This window comes from Pseudomonas sp. S3_A03 (assembly GCF_054668275.1).
Window position 1 is genome coordinate 843,434 of record NZ_CP162753.1, and the last position, 21,609, is coordinate 865,042.

Here is a 21,609-nt window from a genome sequence, read left to right on the forward strand (position 1 = left end):
TCCGACTTTGCGTTAAGGCCTGGCCATGACGGCGATAAACAGCGGCGACTCCAAAAACCGCCGCAACCAATCCTGCAAGCGCCGATACGGCGTCGCCGCGAACCACTCTCGATCCACATGGGCGAACTGGCGCACGAATGGCGCCAGCGCCACATCGGCAAGGCTCAGATGATCGGCCAGCAGGTAGTCTCGCTGCGCCAGCAACCCCTCCAGCCGCTGCAAGAACACCTCACCCTGCGCCCGATAAAATTCCATCGGTTGCTGTGGGTAGCGCTCGGCGTATTTGTATTGATCCAAGTGGTGTTTGAACGCTTGATCGTTTTCCATGATCAGCGCCAACACCCTCGGCTCACCCTGGAGCAACCAGTCATCAGGATCGTTTTGCGCCAGGGCCCATTGCATGATCGCCAGGCTCTCATCAATCACCTGCCCGTTCACGCTCAACACCGGCACCGTGCCCTTGGGCGACAGCGCCAGCATCTCGGCCGGCTTGGCCTTGAGGCTGACCTCTAGAATGCGCACCGCGACCCCTGAGTAGCGCAACGCCAGGCGTGCCCGCATCGCATAAGGGCAGCGCCTGAACGAATACAGCAGCGCCTCGTTCACTTGACCTCCAGGGTGCTCAAGCCGTTGCCCTGACGCTTGACCTGGATCTGCACCGGGATGCGCTCGTGCATTTCCTGCACATGGGAAATCACCGCTACCTTGCGGCCCTGGGCCTGCAAGCCATCCAACGCGTCCATCGCCAATTGCAGCGACTCGGGGTCGAGGCTGCCGAAGCCTTCATCGATAAACAGCGATTCGATTTTCAACGTACTCGACGCCATCGACGCCAGGCCCAGAGCCAGTGCCAGCGACACCAGGAACGTCTCGCCGCCGGACAGCGAATGTACCGAGCGCAGTTCGTCGCCCATTTCGGTGTCCATCACCAGCAGGCCCAGCATGCTGCCGCCGCGCTTGAGGCGGTAGCGTCGCACCAGTTGGCGCAGTTGCACGTTGGCGTGGTGCACCAGCAGGTCAAGGTTGTAGGCCTGGGCGATCTTGCGGAACGTATCGCCGGTGGCCGAGCCGATCAGTGCATTCAGGCGCGCCCAGCGTTGCCACTCGTCGTAGGCGCTGGCGATCTGGTCGGCCAGGGCGCTGTTGGCGTCCTGGCGCCGCTGGTCTTCGGCCTGGCGCGCACGCAGTTCAGCCACCTGTTTGTCGCCCTCGGCCAGTTGCTGGTTGAGGGCGGCGAGGGCGCTGTCCAGTTGTTCGGCTTGCAGGTTGCCGTTGTGCAGGGCCTGGTGTTCGGCCATGCGCTGCTCGCGCTCTTGCAGCAGGACCTTGGCTTGTTCCACGGCCTTCTCGCTGTGTTGCAATTGCTGGCGCAGCGCGTTGAGGTGCGCGTCGTCGAAGGCCAGCAGGCGGGCAAGGCCGGCATCATCCAGCTCGGGCTGCAACGCGCGCCATTCGCGCAGGCTGGCGTCGAGCGCCTGCTGTTCGGCGAGCAGCGCCTGTTGACGTTCCTGTTGGGCCTTGAGGTCGGCGGCCAGTTGCACCAGCGCATTGCGCGTCTCTTGCAGGTGCGCGTTGGCGTCGGTTTCGCCTTGGCGCGCCTGCGCCACGGCCTGGTCCAGTCGCTGCTGCCACTGGTCGGCGCTGGGGTGCTCGCCCAGCAAGTCGCGCAGTTTTCCCTCGGCGGCTTGCTGATGTGTGGCCAGCTCGCCGACCTGCTGGGCCAATGCCTCAAGTTGCTGCTGGCGATGCTGTTGGTGGGTCTGTTGTTTCTCGATGGCCTGTTGGCGTTCCTGTTGCTCGGCCAGCTCATCACGTTGGTGGCCCAGTTGCTCCAGGCGTTGGCTGACCTGTTGGTCCAATTGCATGAACGTTGCCGCGGGCTCCTTGCGCAGACCCTCCAGGGTTTCGGCCGGCAACAGGCTGGCGAAGGCGTTGAGTTCTTCGTCGAGGCGTTCGCGGTCGTTGGACAGTTCGCGCTGCTGGTCCACCAGCAACTGACGGGCTTGCTGGCTGGCGTCCTGGGCGGCTTGCAATTGTTGCTGCAAGCGCCCGGCGTTTTGTTGCAGGTTGAGCAGGGCGGCCTGGCGCTGTTCGTCCTGGCTGATGCTTTGCGTCAGTTGGGCCAGTTGCTGGGCCAGCCAGGGGCTGCGTTTGGCGGCGTCCTGGTTGAACAGCGAAGCGGCCAGCGGATGTGCATCCAGGCTGGGCTGGAGCGCCTGTTGTTGCGCGGCCACTTGCTCCTGTTGGTGCAGGAACTCCTTTTGCTGGGCGATCAGCCCGCCAACTTCGCCACGCAGCTCGGTGAGTTGTTCCTTGAGGGTGTCGACGGCTTTCTGCGCCGTGGCCTCTTCGGTTTCGTCATGGCGGCCGAGGCTTTGCAGCAGCGCTTCGGGTTGGTGGTACGGGTGCTCATGGCTGCCGCACACCGGGCAGGGCTGGTCGTCCTGCAACTGCTCGCGCAACTCTTCGACGCTGGCACTGCGCGCCAGGCGTTGGCGTTCGAGCAGTTGCTTGGTCACTGTCAGCGTCTGCTCGGCGACCGTCAGTTCGGCCTTGGCTTGCAGGCCGGCCTTGTTGAGTTGTTCACGCTGTTGCTGGGCGTCGGCGAGTTTTTGCGTCAGCGTGACGGCTTGCTGGTCCAGCTGTTGGCTGCTGTCCCAGAGGCGCGTGAGGTCTTCAAAGGCGCGCTGCTGCTTGCGATTGTCCTGCAACAGGCTGGCGAGCAGTTGGATCTGCTCGGCCACCGCATGGGGTTCGGCGCCGGCCTCTTGGTACAGCAGGTCCAGCGACTCGCGTTGTGCGCTGAGTTGTTCGGCGGCGCGGGTGGCGCGTTCTTCCAGTTGCGGCAGTTCTTCCTGGCCCTTTTTCAGGCGGCTGCCAATCACCATGAGTTGTTGCAGGCGCTCGCGCTGGTAGGTCCAGCCCTCGCTCAACGGCGCCAGGGCCGTGCTGCGCTCAAGCTCGGCGCCCAGGCGTTGCAGGCGCCCGGCAACCTGCGCTTGCTTTTCGAGCAAGCCATTGAGCAGGGTTTGGCCTTCGGTGTAGGCGGTTTGCTGCTGGAGGTGCTCTTCGGTGCGCTTGGCCAGGTCTTTGGTCAAGTGGGCGAGGGTGCTTTGTTCGTCGAAAGCCTGACGCAGCGGCGCGACCGCATCGCCCTGGTTTTTCAGGGCATCGGCCAAGGCGGCCTGGGCGGCTGCCTGCTGCTGTTGGGCTTGTTCCTGGCGTAGCTGCAGCGCGCTCTGCTGCTCGATATGCTGCTGAATCTGCGCGGCCAGAGGCGTCAGCAATGCGCTCAGTTGCGCCTGGCGTGCGAAGTGATGGCGTTGCGGCGCCAACTGTTCCAGGCGGCTGAGGTCCTGGCGTTGCTGGCCCTGGCCGGCCCACTCGGCCTCGGCGCGTTGCAGTTGCTCGGTGGCGCTGAGCTGGCGCTCCTGCCACTCGCGCAATTCCTTGAGCCAGGTGTGCTGCAACTCCAACTGCTTGAGTTGGGCCTGCCGGGTCTTGAGTTGTTGCTGGGCGTCGGCCAGTTGCTGGTCCAGGTCGGCGCGTGCTTCAGCAGCCAGGGGCACTACGCCGGTGGCCTGGTCCTGCAACTGCTTGTGGGCGTCCTTGGCCTCTTTGGCCTTGTCGAACGCGCGGCGGCCGAGTTGGCTGTACAGCGCGGTGTCGGTGAGTTTTTCCAGCAGTTCGCTGCGCTCGTTGTCGTTGGCCTTGAGGAAGGCGCTGAATTCGCTTTGCGCCAACAACACGGCGCGGGTGAACTGCTCGAAATTCAGGCCCAGGGCCAGTTCCAACTGGGTTTTGTATTCGGTTTTCTGGCTGGCCAGCAGTTGCTCGCTGTCCAGGTCGATCAGGCTCTGGCGGCTGTTCTGCAACTTGCCGCTGGCCTTGTCGCGTGCGCGGTTGGCCTCCCAGCGCGCCCGATAGCGACGGCCGCTGACGCCGACAAAATCCACCTCGGCATAGCCGCCGCCAGTGCCGCGGCGCAGCAGCGTGCGCGGGTCGCCGATGGAAATATCGCTGTCGGCATCGGGCATTTTGGCCTGGCCGGTATCGCCCAGGCGCGGCACGGCGCCAAACAGCGCCAGGCACAAGGCGTCAAGCAAGGTGCTTTTGCCGGCGCCGGTCGGCCCGGTAATCGCAAACAACCCGGCGCTGGCCAGGGGCTCGGCGGTAAAGTCGATCTCGAACGGCCCGGCGAGGGAGGCGAGGTTTTTCAGGCGGATGGCGAGGATCTTCATGGCTGCTCCTCCTGGTGTTGCACTTCCTGGAGCAGCACGGCGAAGTCCTGCAAGGTCTGTTCGTCCACTTCACTGCCGTAGCTGTCTTGCCAGGCGCGGCTGAACAGCTCCTGGGGCGTGAGCTGGTCGAGTTCGATCAAGCGCTCTTCGTCAGTGGCATCGCTGCCGCGTTCGCCGGCGTACTCGGCGGCGATGCGCACCAGGCGCACGGCCTTGCCTTGCAGGGCGGTTTCGATTTGCTGGCGCAGGTCCGGTTGCGGTTCGTCGAGGCGCACGCGCACTTCCAGCCACGGGTGGCGCTGGGTTTCGGCGAGCAGGTCGATGTCGGGCAGCTCTGCCAGCTGCTTGAGGATATCCGCCAGCGGCGCGGCTTCGAGGCGTTGCAGGTCGACCGAGCGGGGAATCAGCAGCGGTTCGACACTCACCAGGCGTTGGCCCTGGAAGGTCACATCGAGAATCTGGTGTTTGTAGCCGATTTCGGAAAACGACAGTGGAATCGGCGAGCCGCTGTAGCGAATGCGCTCTTCGCCATTGACCTTTTGCGGCTTGTGCAAATGGCCGAGGGCAACGTAGGCGACACTCTTGTCGAACAGTTTGGCGGGCAGCGCTTCGGCGTTGCCGATGATCAGGCTGCGTTCGGAGTCTTCCGACACCGAACCACCGGCCATGTGCGCATGGCTGATGGCAATCAGCGCCTGTCCTTTTTTGCGTTTGGCGTTGGCGGCGGCGATCAACCCCTCGTGCACCTGGCCGATACCGCGCAGGTAATCGTCACCCAGGTGGGCGCCGGTGACTTCGGCCGGCCGCAGGAAGGGCAGGGCCAGGCACCAGGCGGCGATTTTGCCTTTGGCATCCGGCAGGGGAATCAGCAGGCGCTCGGCATCCAGTTGGCCGTCGTCCAGCCACAGCACGCGGCCCAGCGCATGGGTGCGCAGGCGCCGCATCAACGGCGCGGGCAGTTCGATGCGCGAGCCGGAGTCGTGGTTGCCGGCGATCATCACCATGGTCAGGTCGGGGTTTTGCTCGTGGGCGCTGATGATGAAGTCATACAGCCGCTCCTGGGCCTTGAGCGGCGGGTTGACCGTATCGAAGATATCGCCGGCGATCAGCAGCACATCCGGGCGATGGATATTGAGTTGGCGCAGCAGCCACTCAAGGAAACAGGCGTGTTCGAAGTCGCGTTCCTGGCCGTGCAGGTTTTGGCCAAGGTGCCAGTCGGAGGTGTGGAACAGACGCAAGGCGAACTCCGTCGAGAAGATGAAAAGGAGGGGAGTTTACCTGTAAAAGCCGATGGGGTGCCCGGGATGACGCCGGTCGAGTGTGGGAGGGTTGATCCCGATAGTGTTGGGTCAGCCGGCTTATCTGTAACTGACTCACCGCCATCGGGAGCAAGCCCCCTCCCACAGGCATTTTGTGATGCCAGAGAGAGTGGGTCATTTGGGATACAGCGGCGGCAAGCTGGTGGCATCCGCTGCCGTTTCCAGTTCACGCTCGGCCATCGGAATGGCCTTGATCGCGCGCCACAGGTCTTCACCCAGCCAATAATGGCCGCTCTCGCTGTACAGCGCGCCGTTCAAGCCATCCAGCGCGTCCGACAGCGGCACAAACCGGGCCGCCATGTCGGCCAGGGTTTCCGGCTGTTGGCGCGCCCAGGCGTCGAGGGCCTGGCGGGTGGCGTGCGGGTCGTTGGCCTGGGTGGCGCGCTTGAGGTCGTCGAGCAAGGTGCGTGGGCTGGGGCCGGTTTGCGCGGCGCGCAGTACCGCCGGTTGCGAGCGTGCGCGCCACCACAGGCCGAAGCCCAGCAGGGTGGTGCAGGCCAGCAGCAGGGTACTCAGTTGCCACAGCCACAGGCGGCTATCGTCCGGCGCGGTGATGATGGTGGGTGTGGCGGGCGTGTCCACCATCAGGCTCGGGTTGTTGGCCACTTGCAAGGTGCGTGCGGGCAGGCTGGTGCGTTCGAGGTGGTCTTCGTGGGTGTTCCACCACACCACTTCAACGGCCGGCAACTCCAGCGTACCCATACGGTTGGGCACCAGCGCTTCGCGGTCTTCGCGGCTGCCGATCAGGCCGCGGTCGCTGGTCTGGTTGCCCAGCACCGGTTGGTCCGGGTAGCGGCGCAGGCCATTGATGTCGGTGCTCGGCAGTGCGGGCAGTTGCGCGCTGGACAGGCCTTCGGCCTTGACCGTGAGGCTGCGCGTCAGGGAATCGCCGACTTGTACATGCTCAGGCTCCGGGTTCCAGCCTTCGCTCAGGGTCAGGCTGCGCGCCGGCAACCAGGGGGTGTCGGCCGGATACAGCGCCGGCTTGGGCTTGACCGCCAACGCCAGCGGCGCCGAACTCACGTGGATCAGCTTGCCGGGCTTGGTGCCTTGCAGGGTGTTTTCTTGTGGCGGGCGGGGTTCCACCAACGTGGCGCTGAAGGTCTGCGTCGGAATATCCAGGGTGCCGCTGTGCTGCGGGTAGATCGCATAGCGGGTTTCGATCACGCCGTGGCGGATGCTGTTGATGACTTTTTCGTAGGTACGCGACTCGCCCAACTGCTCCACGCGTGCATCGGGAATTTGCAAGGGGGTGAGGCTGCTGTCGTCATACAGCGACACCGAGTGGTACACGCGCACCGTCAACAGCGCCTGGGCCTGCACGTACACGCTGGTCTGGTCGAGGTTGGCTTCGACAAACACCGGCGCCAGTTCGGCGTTGGTGTTCTGGCTGGCGGTTTCCATCACTTGCAGGCTGATCGGCTGGGTCTGGTAGTCGCCCACCTGCAACGGTGGGATCACCACCGTGCCGTTTTCCTTGGGCAGCAGGGTGATGATCCAGCGCGTGGTGGCGTGATTATCGCCGCCCAGGGTGGTGAGCTGGTTGAGCTGGCGCGTGCCGCTGACTTCGAACTGCGCATCCAGCGGCGACAGGTCGGGCTTGCCGAACTGGGTGACGTCGCTCGATTCCACCGTCAGTTCTACTGTCTCGCCGGAATTGAGGCGGCTGCGGTCGACGCTGGCAACCAGGTTCGCCGCCTGGGCGTCGCTTGCCGATAACGCGAGCAGAAGCAGAAGGGTGGTGCGGCGGCTCATCGAGGTCTTGTCCTGATGTTGTTGCTGTTCGTACCAGAATTTGCGGCGCAGCAGCTCGCCGGGGTTGTCCGGGATCTCCCGCAGCCATTGTTCCAGGGCTTGGCGATGTTCGCCGTCGAGACTGGCGTTGGCGGGAAGCAGCGGCGGCGTGGTGGTGCGCTCGTCGCCCAGCTCGCTGCCCGGTACTTCGTTATTGCCGGTGTGCGTCGGGGCGCCGGCCTGGGTATCACCGGCGCCGGCTTCGCCCTGGCCCTGGGCCGATTCCTCGCCACCCGTGGCGTTTTGCCCCGTGGCACCCGGTTGCGCAGTTTGGCCGGGTTGGGTGGTTTCGTCATCTTCGTTTTTTGCCGGCGGCTCGGGCTCGGGCTGCGCCTGCTGCTGCATCAGGGTTTCCACCAGGGCCTTGTTTTTCAGCGCCGGTTGCAGGTCGGGCTGGGCTTCCAGGGCCTGTTCGTAGGCGTCGATGGCGGCTTCCAGCTCACCAGACCTGGCCAGCGCGTTGCCGCGGTTGTAATGGGAGTAGGCATCGTTGCCCTCGGCAAACCGTTTGATGGCCTCGGCATAGTTGCCGGCCTCGTACAGCGCCACGCCTTGCCATTGGGTGTCCTGAAAATGCTCGGCGGCCTCGGCCGGGCGCTTTTTCTTCAGCAGGTATTGGCCTTGCTGGTCGGGGCGCAGCCACAGGTCCTGAAGCTCAAAAGCATAGCTGGGCTGCGGCGCGGCCATCAGCAGCAGCGGCAGGCAGAGCAGCCAGCCACGGCGACCGGCGCAGGCCGCCAGCAGCAGCAAGGGCAGCAGCAGCCAGTAACCCTGGTCGGCCCAGGTGTCCAGGTGCAGCAACTGGCCGTCGTTGCGCAGGGCTTGCGGCGGGTCGAGCACGCCGAGCTGGCGCAGGTCTTTGTCGTCCAGGCGCGCCGCACGGTAACGCCCACCCATCTCGCTAGCGAAGGCCTTGAGCGTCGGGCTGTCGAGGCGCGGCACCAGGATCGCGCCTTGTTCGTCCTTGAGGAACTCGCCGCTTTCCTGGGTCACCGGTGTGCCTTCGCGGCTGCCGATGCCCAGAATCGACAAGGGCGGCGACGGGTTGCTTTGCAGCAGTAGGCGAATGCCCTGGCGTTCCTGTTTGGACAACGACGAGCCGATCAGCAGCAGGCGCCCTTGGCCAAGGCCGCTCTGGTTGAGCAGGCCCAGGGCCTTCTCCACGGCCAGGTCGGCGCGGTGGCCGGGCTCGGGCATGATCGAGGGGCGCAGGGCTTCGAGCAGGTTGCGGCTGGTGGCCAGGTCGTCCGACAGCGGCACCAGGGTGTGGGCGCTGCCGGCGTACACGATGATGGCGGTTTGCGCATCGCTGCGCGCCTGCAGCAGGTCATACAGTTTGCGGCGTGCCTGCTCCAGGCGATTGGGCGGGCTGTCGGTGGCGAGCATTTCCGGGGTCAGCTCCAGCAACACGACCAACGGGTCGGAAGGCTTCTGGCTGGTTTGTTCCACCCGTTGCCAACTGGGACCAAGCAATGCCAGCACGGCCAGCAGCCAGGCCATGCCAAGCACCACCCAGGGGGATTTGCTCTCGCGGCCATTGCCACCGCTGAGCAGCACGGCATGGAAGGCCGGCGGCAGGAGCATCTGCCAGCGGCCGGCGCGTTTTTGCCGGTGCCATAACTGCCACAGCAACCAGCCGAGCAGCGGCAGCAGCAATAGCCACCAGGGACGGAACCAGTGCGGCCACAGGTCGATCATCGACGCCTCCGCAAACGCAGGCGTTGCAGGCGCTGACGCCATTGCGGGTGCTGTTGCAGGAAGATCCCCTTGCTCGACAGTTTGTTGAACCAGCGTTGCAAGCGCATTGTTCGGCCAACGTTCCTGAATCACCAGCAACATGCTCAGAATCAGCGCCAGCGCCAATGGGCCACTGTAGAGCGCCTGGGCCGGGCGCGCCTGGGTCGGTTGTTGTTCGACGGGTTCGAGTCGGTCGAGGGTCTGCTTGATGGTTTGCAGTTCTTCGCCGTCGCGGGCACGAAAGTACTGGCCGCCGGTGGCTGCGGCGATGGCCTTGAGCGCCGGTTCATCGAGGTCCAGGCTCGGGTTGACGCCGAGGATGCCCAGGGAACCGGTTTGCTCCGGGTCGGCGCCGATGCCGATGGGGTAGATTTTCACACCTTCTTCGGCCGCCAGGCGCGCGGCGGTCAGCGGGTCGATCTGCCCGGCGTTGTTGGCGCCGTCGGTGACCAGGATCAGCACGCGGCTTTGCGCCGGACGCTGGCGCAGGCGTTTGAGCGCCAGGCCGATGGCGTCGCCGATGGCGGTGTTTTTGCCGGCGATGCCGATGCGCGCTTCATCCAGCCAGGTGCGTACGGTGCGCCGGTCGAACGTCAGCGGCGCTTGCAGGTAGGCCTGGCTGCCGAACAGGATCAGGCCCACGCGGTCGCCGTCGCGGCCTTCAAGGAAGTCACCGAGCAGGTGCTTGACCAGGCTCAGTCGGCTTACATCGTCGTCCTGCCAGTGCATGTCGGGAAAATCCATGGAGCCGGACACGTCCACCGCCACCAGCAAATCGCGGCCACTGGCGGCAATCGGCAGCGGTTCACCCAACCATTGCGGGCGTGCGGCGGCGCTCAACAGCAGCAGCCACAGCACCACGAACGGCGCTTGTTGGCGCCAGCCCGGCAGGTTCGCGCGGGCACGGCGCCGGGCTAGGCCTTCGAGGTCGCCGAGGTAGCTGACTTTAGGTGCCGGCTCGCCGCTGTCGGCCACCGGCAGGATCAAGCGCATCAACCAGGGCAAGGGCAGCAGGGCGAAGATCCACGGCCAGGCGAACTCAAACATGTTTGCGAATCCAGGTGTCGACGGCCTGGGTCAGGCCGGCGATGGCCTTGTCGTCGAGTTTGCATTCGGGCTTGTAGGCGCCTTCCACCAGCACCATCCAGCGCGTGAGGCCGGCGGCCGGGCAACGGTTGTCGAGGAATGCCAGCCATTTGCGCCCGTTGAGGGTGTGGCTCTGGCTATAGGGGTAGTCGTTGCGGCACAGGCGCTTGAGCAGGCCATTGAGTTGTTGCAGCCAGGCACCGGCAGGCGCGCCGTCGTAGGGCTTGGGCATCAGTGCCAGTTCCGCCAGGGCGGCGATGCGCAGCGGGTCCAGCGGTTGTTCGGCACGCGCCAGCGGGCGCCGCGCGGGCACAAAACGGCGCAGCGACCATAACCCCCAACCGAGCAGAGGGATTACCAGCAGCAACACCCACCAGCCCGGCGCGGGTGGCCAGAAGCCGATGGGCGGCGGGGCGATCAGCGGTTGCAGTTGGTCGAGGTTGCTCATTGTTTTTTAGCCGGGCGTTGCGGGTTGAGGTATTCGCGCAGTTGCTCGACCATTTCGCTCTGGGTGCTCAAGGGCATCAGCAACACGCGCAGCTTCTGTGCGAGCAATTCCCAGCGGGCGATGCGTGCTTCGGCCTGGGCTTTGTAGGCCTGGCGCAAATCGAAATTGAGCGTGTCCAGTTCCAACTGTGCGCCTCTCTGCGCAAAACGCAGCAGCCCGGCGGCGGGCAGGGCATGGTCCAGCGGGTCAGAGACCGGTAACAGCAGCAGGTCGCAATGGCGTGACAGCAGGCTCAACTGTTGTTCGGCACCTTCGCTCAACGCACGCTCATCGCAAATCACGATCACCAGGCTGCCGGGGCGCAGCACCTCGCGGCCACGGCGCAGGGCCATACCCAGGGCGTCGGCTTCCGGGCGGCTTTCGGTGTTGAGGCTCTGGTTGACCCGCACCAGGCGGTTCAGTAGTTGCAACAGGCTTTGTTTACTGCGTCGCGGTTTGATTTCGTAGTGCTCGTTGTCGCCGAACACCAACCCGCCGACCCGGTCGTTATGCCCCAGCGCCGCCCAGCCGATCAGGCTGGCCGCCTGGGCCGCGAGCACGGATTTGAACATCTGCCCCGAACCGAAAAACAGCCGGCAGCTTTGCTCGACCATGATGAAAATCGGGCGTTCACGCTCTTCGTGGAACAGCTTGGTATGCGGCTCCTGGGTACGTGCGGTGACCCGCCAGTCGATGGTGCGCACATCGTCGCCGGCCTGGTACACGCGCACTTGGTCGAAGTCGACCCCGCGCCCACGCAGCTTGGAGTGGTGCAGGCCGATCAATGGGCTGCGCTGACTGGGCGTGGAAAACAGCTGCACTTCGCGCACGCGGTGGCGCATCTCAATCAACTCACTGAGCGTGACGCGGATACCATCGCTGGCGTTCATCGGCTTCAAGCGACGGCAACGACGTCGAGAATGCGTTGCACCACGCGGTCCTGGTCAATGCCGGCGGCTTCGGCCTCGAACGATAGGATAATGCGGTGGCGCAGCACGTCGAACAGCACGGCCTGGATATCTTCCGGGCTCACGAAGTCACGCCCGGCCAGCCAGGCGTGGGCGCGCGCGCAACGGTCCAGGGCGATGGAACCCCTGGGGCTTGCACCATAGGCGATCCACTCGGCCATCTCCGGGTCGAACTTGGCCGGGGTGCGCGTGGCCATGACCAGTTGCACCAGGTATTCCTCCACCGCATCGGCCATGTACAGGCCGAGGATTTCCTTGCGCGCGGCGAAGATTGCCTGCTGGCTGACGCGGCGCTCGGGCTTGGTTTCGCCGTTGAGCGCTTCGCCACGGGCTTGTTGCAGGATGCGCCGCTCCACGGCCGCGTCCGGGAAACCAATCTTGACGTGCATCAGGAAACGGTCGAGCTGCGCTTCGGGCAGCGGGTAGGTGCCTTCCTGTTCGATAGGGTTTTGCGTGGCCATCACCAGGAACAGCGGCGACAGGTCATAGGTGCTGCGCCCCACACTGACCTGGCGCTCGGCCATGGCCTCGAGCAGTGCCGATTGCACCTTGGCCGGCGCGCGGTTGATTTCGTCCGCCAGCACCAGGTTGTGGAAGATCGGCCCCTGTTGGAACACAAAGCTGCCGGTTTCCGGGCGATAGATCTCCGTGCCGGTGATGTCGGCGGGCAACAGGTCGGGGGTGAACTGGATACGATGAAACTGCGCTTCGATGCCCTCGGCCAGCTCTTTGATGGCTTTGGTCTTGGCCAGCCCCGGCGCGCCTTCTACCAGCATATGGCCGTCGGCGAGCAGGGCGATCAGCAGGCGATCGATGAGTTTTTCCTGGCCGAGAATCTGCGTAGAAAGAAAGGTTCGCAGCGCAAGCAGCGCTTCACGATGTTCCATCGATGACGGTTCCCTGGAAAGATGAGCCTGGGTGTCAGGGAAAAAACACCGGCCTGGGGCGCTTACTTTAATGCATCGCGGGGTAAGGCGACTAACGGAGTGACGGGTATTTTTGGCAAAACTTGTAGGAATTTTGTGTAGGAGCACGATCAATGTGGGGGGGGGCTTGCTCCCGATAGCGGTGTATCAGCTACAAATAAGCTGACTGACACACTGCTATCGGGAGCAAGCCCCTCCCACATTTGATCGTTGGTGCAGCTTAGGTCCGGGTGAAGGTGCCGGTTCCGTTGAGGATGTTTCGCAGGGTTGTCTCTACCTCGGCCAGGTCGGAGGCAGCCGTGGCGTGGGTGATCGCCAACTGGTCCTTGCCACCCAGCGCATCGGCATCGCCCGCCGCCAGCTCAATCACCAGGGTGGTGTCACTCAAGGTGACTTTCAGCCCATCCAGGGTTGACGGCTCGTAATCCCAGGTCAGCTCAACCTCATCTTCATCAGGGTAACGGCTGAGCATGAACATCTCGCCGTTTTTACCGTGGCAGCAGAGCATGGCCATGTTGTCTTCTTCTTCGTCGCACGGGGTGGCCATCAGGGCGTCGGTTTTCAGCTGCAGCATGGGGAATCCTGTGTGGGGTAGGGCGTTGCGCGGGGTAATTGTGCCATTGCGGCGAATTTTTCGCTGCATGCCCTGTCACAACCGGGGCATGACCTTACGGGCCAAACCAGTCATTTTCGATACTCGCGGGTTTGAAAATTGCCTGTTTATCCGCCGCAAATCCCAGGTTGCACCCGTCGCAACCCCTAGCCTGCTTACCGATGACCGAATATGTCGCAGCGCTGCAAGAGCAGGGCTTCTACACTCGTTAAGCTGCGCAACGGATGTGCACGTTCCAGGCGCCTGACCTGCCCGTCGTACCGTCACCCGGCAAGGTGCGCATCTTATGGAAGTTGTATGTGACCTGACTGTCCTGTCCAGCTTCACCCACCTGTCACCCTGATTCGTTTATGGTGCTTAACTGGCTACCAGCGATCAGAGCTGACGGTCTCCCCGCAAGGGGATAACACGCGACGCTTCCATCAATAACAAGCCCAAGCGGAGTACCACAGATGGCGTTCTTCACCGCAGCCAGCAAGGCCGACTTCCAGCATCAACTGCAAGCGGCACTGGCGCAGCACATCAGTGAACAGGCACTGCCACAAGTGGCGCTGTTCGCTGAACAATTCTTCGGCATCATTTCCCTGGACGAACTGACCCAGCGTCGCCTTTCCGACCTGGCCGGTTGCACCCTGTCTGCCTGGCGCCTGCTTGAGCGCTTTGATCACACCCAACCGCAAGTGCGGGTCTACAACCCCGATTACGAACGTCATGGCTGGCAGTCGACCCACACCGCGGTCGAAGTGCTGCACCATGACCTGCCATTCCTGGTGGACTCGGTACGCACCGAGCTGAATCGCCGTGGCTACAGCATCCATACCCTGCAAACCACCGTACTCAGCGTGCGCCGTGGCAAGAAGGGCGAGTTGCTGGAAGTCCTGCCAAAAGGCACCCAGGGCGAAGGCATCGAGCAAGAATCGCTGATGTACCTGGAAATCGACCGCTGCGCCAACACCGCCGAGTTGAGCGTGTTGAGCAAGGAACTCGAACAGGTATTGGGCGAAGTGCGCGTGGCGGTGGCCGATTTCGAGCCGATGAAAGCCAAGGTCCAGGACCTGCTCGCCGGGATCGACGCCAGCCGGTTCAGCATCGACGGCGAAGAAAAAGCCGAGATCAAGAACTTCCTGGAATGGCTGGTGGGCAACCACTTCACCTTCCTTGGCTATGAAGAATTCGTGGTACGTGACGAGGCGGACGGCGGTCATATCGAATATGACGCCGGCTCGTTCCTCGGTCTGACCAAGCTGCTGCGCGCCGGCCTCACCGCCGATGACCTGCGCATCGAAGACTACGCCGTGTCGTACCTGCGTGAACCGACCGTGCTGTCGTTCGCCAAGGCCGCGCACCCAAGCCGCGTGCACCGCCCGGCCTACCCGGACTACGTGTCGATCCGCGAGATTGACGCCGACGGCAAGGTCGTCAAGGAATGCCGCTTCATGGGCCTGTACACCTCGTCGGTGTATGGCGAAAGCGTGCGGGTTATTCCGTACATCCGCCGCAAGGTCGCCGAGATCGAACGCCGCTCGGGCTTCCAGGCCAAGGCGCACTTGGGCAAGGAGCTTGCACAAGTCGTTGAAGTGCTGCCGCGGGATGACCTGTTCCAGACCCCGGTCGACGAGCTGTTCAGCACCGTGATGTCGATTGTGCAGATCCAGGAACGCAATAAGATCCGCGTGTTCCTGCGCAAAGACCCGTACGGGCGTTTCTGCTACTGCCTGGCCTATGTGCCGCGCGACATCTATTCCACCGAAGTGCGCCAGAAGATCCAGCAAGTGCTGATGGATCGCCTGAAAGCCTCGGACTGCGAGTTCTGGACCTTCTTCTCCGAATCCGTGCTGGCCCGGGTCCAGCTGATTCTGCGGGTAGACCCGAAGAACCGCCTCGATATCGACCCGCTGCAACTGGAAAAAGAAGTGGTACAGGCCTGCCGCAGCTGGCAGGACGACTACTCCAGCCTGGTGGTGGAGAGCTTCGGCGAAGCCCACGGCACCAACGTGCTGGCGGACTTCCCGAAAGGCTTTCCCGCCGGTTACCGCGAGCGTTTCGCCGCGCATTCGGCGGTGGTCGACATGCAGCACCTGCTCAGCCTGACCGAAGCCAACCCACTGGTGATGAGCTTCTACCAGCCGCTTGGCCAGGTCTCCGGCCAGCGTGAGCTGCATTGCAAGCTCTACCACGCCGACACGCCGCTGGCGCTGTCCGACGTGCTGCCGATCCTGGAAAACCTCGGTTTGCGCGTGCTGGGCGAGTTCCCGTATCGCCTGCGCCACGCCAATGGCCGCGAGTTCTGGATCCATGACTTTGCGTTCATCGCCGCCGAAGGCGTGAACCTGGATATCCAGCAGCTCAACGACACCTTGCAGGACGCGTTCGTGCATATCGTGCATGGCGATGCCGAGAACGATGCGTTCAACCGCCTGGTACTCACCGCCGGCCTGCCATGGCGCGACGTCGCGCTGCTGCGTGCCTATGCGCGTTACCTCAAGCAGATCCGCCTGGGCTTCGACCTCGGTTACATCGCCAGCACCCTGAACAACCACACCGACATCGCCCGCGAGTTGACCCGGTTGTTCAAGACCCGTTTCTACCTGGCGCGCAAGCTCACCGCCGATGACCTGGAAGACAAGCAGCAACGCCTGGAGCAAGCGATCCTCAGCGCCCTGGACGACGTTCAGGTGCTCAACGAGGACCGCATCCTGCGGCGCTACCTGGACCTGATCAAGGCCACCCTGCGCACCAACTTCTATCAGACCGACGCCAACGGCCAGAACAAGTCGTACTTCAGCTTCAAGTTCGACCCGCGTGCCATCCCCGAGCTGCCCAAGCCGGTGCCGAAGTTTGAAATCTTTGTGTACTCGCCACGAGTTGAAGGCGTGCACCTGCGCTTCGGTAACGTGGCGCGGGGCGGCCTGCGCTGGTCCGACCGTGAAGAAGATTTCCGCACCGAAGTATTGGGCCTGGTAAAAGCCCAGCAAGTGAAGAACTCGGTGATCGTGCCGGTGGGCGCCAAGGGCGGCTTCCTGCCGCGTCGCCTGCCGTTGGGCGGCAGCCGGGACGAGATCGCGGCCGAGGGCATCGCGTGCTACCGCATCTTCATTTCCGGCCTGTTGGACATCACCGACAACCTGAAGGACGGCGCCCTGGTGCCACCGGCCAACGTCGTGCGTCATGACGACGATGACCCGTACCTGGTGGTGGCGGCGGACAAGGGCACTGCGACCTTCTCCGACATCGCCAACGGCATCGCTATCGACTACGGCTTCTGGCTGGGCGACGCGTTCGCCTCCGGCGGTTCCGCCGGTTACGACCACAAGAAGATGGGCATCACCGCCAAGGGCGCGTGGGTGGGTGTGCAGCGTCACTTCCGTGAGCGCGGCATCAACGTGCAGGAAGACAGCATCACGGTGGTCGGCGTCGGCGATATGGCCGGCGACGTGTTCGGTAACGGCTTGCTGATGTCCGACAAGCTGCAACTGGTCGCGGCCTTCAACCACCTGCATATCTTCATCGACCCGAACCCGAACCCGGCCACCAGCTTCGTCGAGCGCCAGCGCATGTTCGAGCTGCCGCGTTCGGCCTGGACCGACTACGACACCAGCATCATGTCCGAAGGTGGCGGTATCTTCTCGCGTAGCGCGAAGAGCATTGCCATCTCGCCACAGATGAAAGAACGCTTCGACATCCAGGCCGACAAGCTGACCCCGACCGAACTGCTGAACGCCTTGCTCAAGGCGCCGGTGGACCTGTTGTGGAACGGCGGCATCGGCACCTATGTCAAGGCCAGCACCGAGAGCCACGCCGATGTGGGCGACAAGGCTAACGATGCGTTGCGCGTCAACGGCAACGAGCTGCGCTGCAAGGTGGTGGGCGAGGGCGGCAACCTCGGCATGACCCAGCTGGGTCGCGTGGAATTCGGCCTCAATGGCGGCGGCTCCAACACCGACTTCATCGACAACGCCGGTGGCGTGGACTGCTCCGACCACGAAGTGAACATCAAGATCCTGCTCAACGAAGTGGTGCAGGCCGGTGACATGACCGACAAGCAACGCAACCAGTTGCTGGCGAGCATGACCGACGAAGTCGGCAGCCTGGTGTTGGGCAACAACTACAAGCAAACCCAGGCCCTGTCCCTGGCTGCCCGCAAGGCTTACGAGCGAGCTGCCGAGTACAAGCGCCTGATGAGCGATCTGGAAGGCCGTGGCAAGCTGGACCGGGCCATTGAGTACCTGCCGACTGAAGACCAGTTGGCCGAGCGCGCCTCCGCCGGCAAGGGCCTGACCCGTCCGGAGCTGTCGGTACTGATCTCGTACAGCAAGATCGACCTCAAGGAAGCGTTGCTCAAGTCGCTGGTACCGGATGACGACTACCTCACCCGTGATATGGAAACCGCGTTCCCACCGAGCCTGGTGGCGAAATTCGGCGAAGCCATGCGTCGCCATCGTTTGAAGCGCGAGATCGTCAGCACCCAGATCGCCAACGACCTGGTCAACCACATGGGCATCACCTTCGTTCAGCGACTCAAAGAGTCGACCGGCATGAGCCCGGCGAACGTGGCGGGCGCATATGTGATCGTGCGCGACATCTTCCACCTCCCGCACTGGTTCCGTCAGATCGAAGCCCTGGACCACCAGGTTTCGGCAGACGTGCAATTGGAGCTGATGGACGAGCTGATGCGCCTGGGCCGTCGTGCTACGCGCTGGTTCCTGCGCAGCCGTCGCAACGAGCAGGATGCTGGCCGTGACACCGCGCACTTCGGTCCGCACCTGGCCGCGCTGGGGCTCAAGCTCGACGAGTTGCTGGAAGGCCCGACCCGTGAAGGCTGGCAGAACCGCTACCAGGCCTACACCCAGGCCGGCGTACCGGAGTTGTTGGCGCGCATGGTTGCAGGTACCACCCACCTGTACACCTTGCTGCCGATCATCGAAGCCGCCGACGTGACCGGGCATGACGCCGCCGAAGTGGCCAAGGCTTATTTCGCCGTCGGCAGCGCTTTGGACTTGCCGTGGTACCTGCAGCAGATCAGTGATCTGCCCGTGGCCAACAACTGGCAGGCCCAGGCGCGCGAAGCGTTCCGTGACGATGTGGACTGGCAGCAACGCGCGATCACCATCTCGGTACTGCAAATGGCCGATGCGCCACAAGACATGGAAGCCCGCGTGGCCCTGTGGCTTGAGCAGCACCAGGACATGGCCGATCGCTGGCGCGCCATGATGGTGGAAATCCGTGCCGCGGTCGGCACGGACTACGCCATGTATGCGGTCGCCAACCGTGAACTGCTGGACCTGGCGTTGAGCGGTCAGTCGGTACTGCAACCGGCTTGATTTAGCGGCTAAACCAAAAGCCCCCGTCTCGTAAGAGGCGGGGGCTTTTTGTTGGAACACTATTTATCAAGCGCTGAAGGTTCAGTGTGGGAGGGGGCTTGCTCCCGATAGCAGTGGGTCAGTACCGAAGAGGTTGACTGACACCCTGCTATCGGGGAGCAAGTCGAATCGTCGCACCGCCCCTCCCACATTTGGACCACCTTATAGTCTGGAGGTCAGTGGTGTTTCAGTAATTTGCTTTCCAGGTGGTCCAGGTGTTGGGTCATCAACGCCACTGCGGTGGTTGAGTCCCGATGCTCAATCGCGTCCACAATCGCCACATGCTCCTGCCACGCGCAATACGTGCAGGCTTTCGCTTCATATTGGGCAATGACCAACGACGTCAACGGCACCAGGCTGTTCAGGAACTGGGCCAGTGGGCCATTGCCGGCGATCGACGCCAAATGCAGGTGAAATTCCCCGACAAACGAATCGCCGGCCCACGCTGGTCGCGTTCTATGCAATCGCGTTCGCACGCGATCAGTTCGCGCAACTGGCGAATGTGTGCGGGTGTGGCCTGGGCGCACGCCAGCTGCACCACGGTGATTTCGGTCATGCGCCGTGCTTCGAGAATCTGCCGGGTTTGTTGGGTATCCGGCGCCGCCACCTGGGCGCGTTGATTGGGGCGCAGGATGATTACCTGCTGATGGGACAGCTTGGCCAACACCCGGCGGATCACGCTGCGACTCACGCCGAAGGTTTCACCCAGGCTTTCCTCGGTAAAACGGCTGGCCGGCGCGATGCGTTGTTCAAGGATCGCGTCGAACAGCCGTGGGTAGATGTCATCCACTGAAGGCTTTTTACCGGCCACCAGGCGCAGGGCAGGGAGGAAAGGCTCGCGTTGCAGAGCGTGGACGGTCATGGTCGTCTCCAAAAAATCAGCTGCCCAGATGGTCGTCCGGGATGTTCAGGGCGATGCCCATGCGCAGGCCTTCCTGGAGGATGTGCCGACGCATCTCGGCGCTGGCCAAGGCACTGTTCTTGTTGCGTATGGCGCGTACTACCGCTTCGTTTTCCTGTAGGCGTTCGGCCAGGTGTTCGGGGGAATTGCGCAGCACTTGGGCGCTTTGCTTGAGGGCGTCGCGGGTCTGTTGCACCACGTTCTGGAAGATCGGGTTGGAGGTGAGGGCAAACAGCTCTTCGTGGAAGCCGATGTAGGCGTTCATCCCGGCTTCGGCATCACCAGCCTCCAGGGCCTCGCGCATGTCCATCAGGGTCAGGCGCAGTTGGCCGACATCCTTGCTGCTGATGGTCTGGGCCACCAGGCCGACAATGAATGGCTCCAGGGTGTAGCGCAGTTGCAGAATATCTTCGAGGCTGGCATGCGCCACGGCGTCGCTCGATTGCGGTTCGCTGACGCTGGTTTCGAGCACCACCACGCCTTTGCCGGGCATGGAGCGCACCAGGCCAAGGGTTTCCAGCACGATCACCGCCTCGCGCAGGCTGGGGCGGCTGATGCCCATCTGTTCGGCCAGCTCACGTTGGCCGGGCAGCATTTCACCCCGCCGCCACTGGCCCCGCTTGAGCGCGGCGCGCAGTTTTTCTACCACTGAATTGACGACGGTTGAGGTGCTGATCACGTCGTATGCTCCTTAAGCTGCAAACCCATTATTCGATACGAGGAAGGTCCAGCGTGGGAGGGAGCAAGCCCCTCCCACCGTTGATTTGTGGTGCTTATCGAATTGCTTCAGAACTCCTGATGCGCCGGCAATACCGGCTTCTTGGCCTGGAAGGCGTACCCTTGCTGGCCGTCGAGCACTTTGTTGGCGCGCTGGATATCGATGTCTTTTTCCCAGCGCGCAATCGCCACGGTGGCCACGCAGTTGCCGATCAGGTTGGTCAATGCGCGGCCGATACCCATGAACCAGTCCACCGCCAGCACCAGCACCAGGCCCACCACCGGAATCGCCGGGATCGCGGTGAGCGTCGCCGCCAGAATCACCAGCGCCGAACCGGGAATGCCGTGGGCGCCCTTGGAGGTGATCAGCGACACCAGCAGGATGGTCAGCAGGTCGGTCATCGACAGCGGCGTGCCGGTGGCGTTGGCAATAAATACGATGGCCAGGGTCAGGTAGATCGAGAAACCGTCCAGGTTGAACGAATATCCCGTCGGAATCACCAGGCCCACGGTCGAGCTGCCGATACCCAGGTGTTCGAGCTTGCGCATGACCTGCGGCAGTACCGCATCGGAGGAGGCGGTGCCCATGACGATCAGCAGTTCTTCGCGCAAGTACTTGAGCAGTGGCAGCATGCGCAGCCCCGACACGCGCATCACCACGCCGAGGATCAGCGCGACGAAAGCGAAGCAGGTCAGGTAGAACAAACCCACCAGGCTGCCCAGGTGTTGCAGCGAATCGAGGCCGTAGGTGCTGGTGGTGAAGGCGATCGCGCCGAACACGCCGATAGGCGCCAGGCGCACGATCATGCCCATGATGCGGAAAATCACATGGCTCAGCTCATTGATCAGTCGCGTGATGCCCGAGGCCGCTTCGCCCACCAGGTTCAGCGCACTGCCGAACAGCACCGAGAACAGCAGCACTTGCAACACGTTGTTGTCGGCAAAGGCGCCGATCACCGAGTTGGGGATCAGGTCCATCAGGAACTGGCTGGTGCCCTTGATGTGCTGGCCCTTGTCGGCCAGTTCATTCAGGCCGGCGGAGGAGAGTTGCTCCAGATGGATATTGGCGCCCTGGCCGATACCGGTGCTGAACGCCATGACCAGGCCGATCACCAGCGCAATGGTGGTGAGCACTTCAAAGTAGATCACCGACTTGAGGCCGATGCGCCCGACTTTCTTCAGGTCGCCGGCGCCGGAAATACCGCTGACCACCACGCAGAACACGATCAGGCCAATTAGCATTTTGATCAGCTTGATAAAGCCGTCACCCAAAGGTTTGAGTTGCGAGGAAAATTCGGGAAGGGCCAGGCCGCAGGCGATGCCGAGCATCAGGCCAATGACGACTTGGAGGAAAATCGAACGCGAGCACCATCTGAGCATGGGAGGGATCTCTATTCGGTGCCCTGGTGGTTCCAGGGCTTAATTGTTATTGGTCATACCGGTAAGTCCAGTGCGTGGCC

Annotated in this window: 11 protein-coding genes and 3 pseudogenes; 1 reads left to right on the forward strand and 13 read right to left on the reverse strand. The window is 63.2% G+C overall.

Annotated elements, in window-relative coordinates:
* Window positions 1–12: 12 nt before the first annotated feature.
* The 10 genes and pseudogenes from AB4O25_RS03630 to AB4O25_RS03675 all read right to left on the reverse strand — a co-directional run bounded on the left by AB4O25_RS03630 (window position 13) and on the right by AB4O25_RS03675 (window position 13,132).
* Complete coding sequence (locus AB4O25_RS03630) at window positions 13–606, reverse strand: glutathione S-transferase (protein ID WP_065878415.1); 594 nt, start codon at window positions 604–606, stop codon at window positions 13–15.
* Window positions 603–4,241, reverse strand: a complete 3,639-nt coding sequence (locus AB4O25_RS03635) for an AAA family ATPase (RefSeq protein WP_460150504.1) — start codon at window positions 4,239–4,241, stop codon at window positions 603–605. The genes AB4O25_RS03630 and AB4O25_RS03635 overlap by 4 nt, the downstream gene beginning before the upstream one ends.
* The gene (locus AB4O25_RS03640) at window positions 4,238–5,479 is read right to left on the reverse strand and encodes an exonuclease SbcCD subunit D C-terminal domain-containing protein (RefSeq protein ID WP_460150506.1); all 1,242 of its coding nucleotides are present in this window, start codon (window positions 5,477–5,479) and stop codon (window positions 4,238–4,240) included. The genes AB4O25_RS03635 and AB4O25_RS03640 overlap by 4 nt, the downstream gene beginning before the upstream one ends.
* 195 nt (window positions 5,480–5,674) lie before the next feature.
* Window positions 5,675–7,315 carry a BatD family protein gene (locus tag AB4O25_RS03645; protein ID WP_135196551.1) on the reverse strand — a complete coding sequence of 547 codons (1,641 nt, stop codon included), beginning with the start codon at window positions 7,313–7,315 and terminating at the stop codon, window positions 5,675–5,677.
* 3 nt (window positions 7,316–7,318) lie between these two features.
* Window positions 7,319–9,052 (reverse strand): annotated as a pseudogene (locus AB4O25_RS03650) (tetratricopeptide repeat protein); the annotation flags it as partial.
* Window positions 9,053–9,352: 300 nt separating this feature from the next.
* Window positions 9,353–10,138 (reverse strand): annotated as a pseudogene (locus tag AB4O25_RS03655) (VWA domain-containing protein); the annotation flags it as partial.
* Window positions 10,131–10,625: a DUF4381 domain-containing protein gene (locus tag AB4O25_RS03660; protein WP_017527931.1), complete on the reverse strand. Its 495-nt coding sequence runs from the start codon at window positions 10,623–10,625 to the stop codon at window positions 10,131–10,133. The gene AB4O25_RS03660 and the pseudogene AB4O25_RS03655, both read right to left, overlap by 8 nt.
* Window positions 10,622–11,554: a DUF58 domain-containing protein gene (locus AB4O25_RS03665; protein WP_017527930.1), complete on the reverse strand. Its 933-nt coding sequence runs from the start codon at window positions 11,552–11,554 to the stop codon at window positions 10,622–10,624. The genes AB4O25_RS03660 and AB4O25_RS03665 overlap by 4 nt, the downstream gene beginning before the upstream one ends.
* 5 nt (window positions 11,555–11,559) lie before the next feature.
* On the reverse strand, window positions 11,560–12,519 hold the full coding sequence (locus AB4O25_RS03670) for an AAA family ATPase (protein WP_003174327.1): 960 nt from the start codon (window positions 12,517–12,519) through the stop codon (window positions 11,560–11,562).
* Between the two features lie 259 nt (window positions 12,520–12,778).
* On the reverse strand, window positions 12,779–13,132 hold the full coding sequence (locus AB4O25_RS03675) for a hypothetical protein (protein ID WP_017527929.1): 354 nt from the start codon (window positions 13,130–13,132) through the stop codon (window positions 12,779–12,781).
* Between the two features lie 491 nt (window positions 13,133–13,623).
* Between AB4O25_RS03675 and AB4O25_RS03680 the strand changes: the two genes are divergently transcribed.
* Window positions 13,624–18,492, forward strand: a complete 4,869-nt coding sequence (locus AB4O25_RS03680; protein ID WP_017527928.1) for an NAD-glutamate dehydrogenase — start codon at window positions 13,624–13,626, stop codon at window positions 18,490–18,492.
* Window positions 18,493–18,707: 215 nt separating this feature from the next.
* Here the strand turns inward: AB4O25_RS03680 and AB4O25_RS03685 are convergent.
* The 3 genes and pseudogenes from AB4O25_RS03685 to AB4O25_RS03695 form a co-directional block, all read right to left on the reverse strand.
* Window positions 18,708–19,393, reverse strand: a pseudogene (locus tag AB4O25_RS03685) (GntR family transcriptional regulator).
* Window positions 19,394–19,409: 16 nt separating this feature from the next.
* Window positions 19,410–20,111 carry a FadR/GntR family transcriptional regulator gene (locus AB4O25_RS03690; RefSeq protein WP_017527926.1) on the reverse strand — a complete coding sequence of 234 codons (702 nt, stop codon included), beginning with the start codon at window positions 20,109–20,111 and terminating at the stop codon, window positions 19,410–19,412.
* A gap of 107 nt (window positions 20,112–20,218) precedes the next feature.
* Window positions 20,219–21,544: a C4-dicarboxylate transporter DctA gene (locus tag AB4O25_RS03695; RefSeq protein ID WP_177412897.1), complete on the reverse strand. Its 1,326-nt coding sequence runs from the start codon at window positions 21,542–21,544 to the stop codon at window positions 20,219–20,221.
* Between the last annotated feature and the right edge of the window lie 65 nt (window positions 21,545–21,609).

What these genes read in the sequence shown, in the direction of transcription:
- AB4O25_RS03635 (WP_460150504.1), bottom strand. Translation starts at nt 4,241, where the DNA reads ATGAAGATCCTCGCCATCCGCCTGAAAAACCTCGCCTCCCTCGCCGGG.
- AB4O25_RS03645 (WP_135196551.1), bottom strand. Translation starts at nt 7,315, where the DNA reads ATGAGCCGCCGCACCACCCTTCTGCTTCTGCTCGCGTTATCGGCAAGC.
- AB4O25_RS03660 (WP_017527931.1), bottom strand. Translation starts at nt 10,625, where the DNA reads ATGAGCAACCTCGACCAACTGCAACCGCTGATCGCCCCGCCGCCCATC.
- AB4O25_RS03665 (WP_017527930.1), bottom strand. Translation starts at nt 11,554, where the DNA reads ATGAACGCCAGCGATGGTATCCGCGTCACGCTCAGTGAGTTGATTGAG.
- AB4O25_RS03670 (WP_003174327.1), bottom strand. Translation starts at nt 12,519, where the DNA reads ATGGAACATCGTGAAGCGCTGCTTGCGCTGCGAACCTTTCTTTCTACG.
- AB4O25_RS03675 (WP_017527929.1), bottom strand. Translation starts at nt 13,132, where the DNA reads ATGCTGCAGCTGAAAACCGACGCCCTGATGGCCACCCCGTGCGACGAA.
- AB4O25_RS03680 (WP_017527928.1), top strand. Translation starts at nt 13,624, where the DNA reads ATGGCGTTCTTCACCGCAGCCAGCAAGGCCGACTTCCAGCATCAACTG.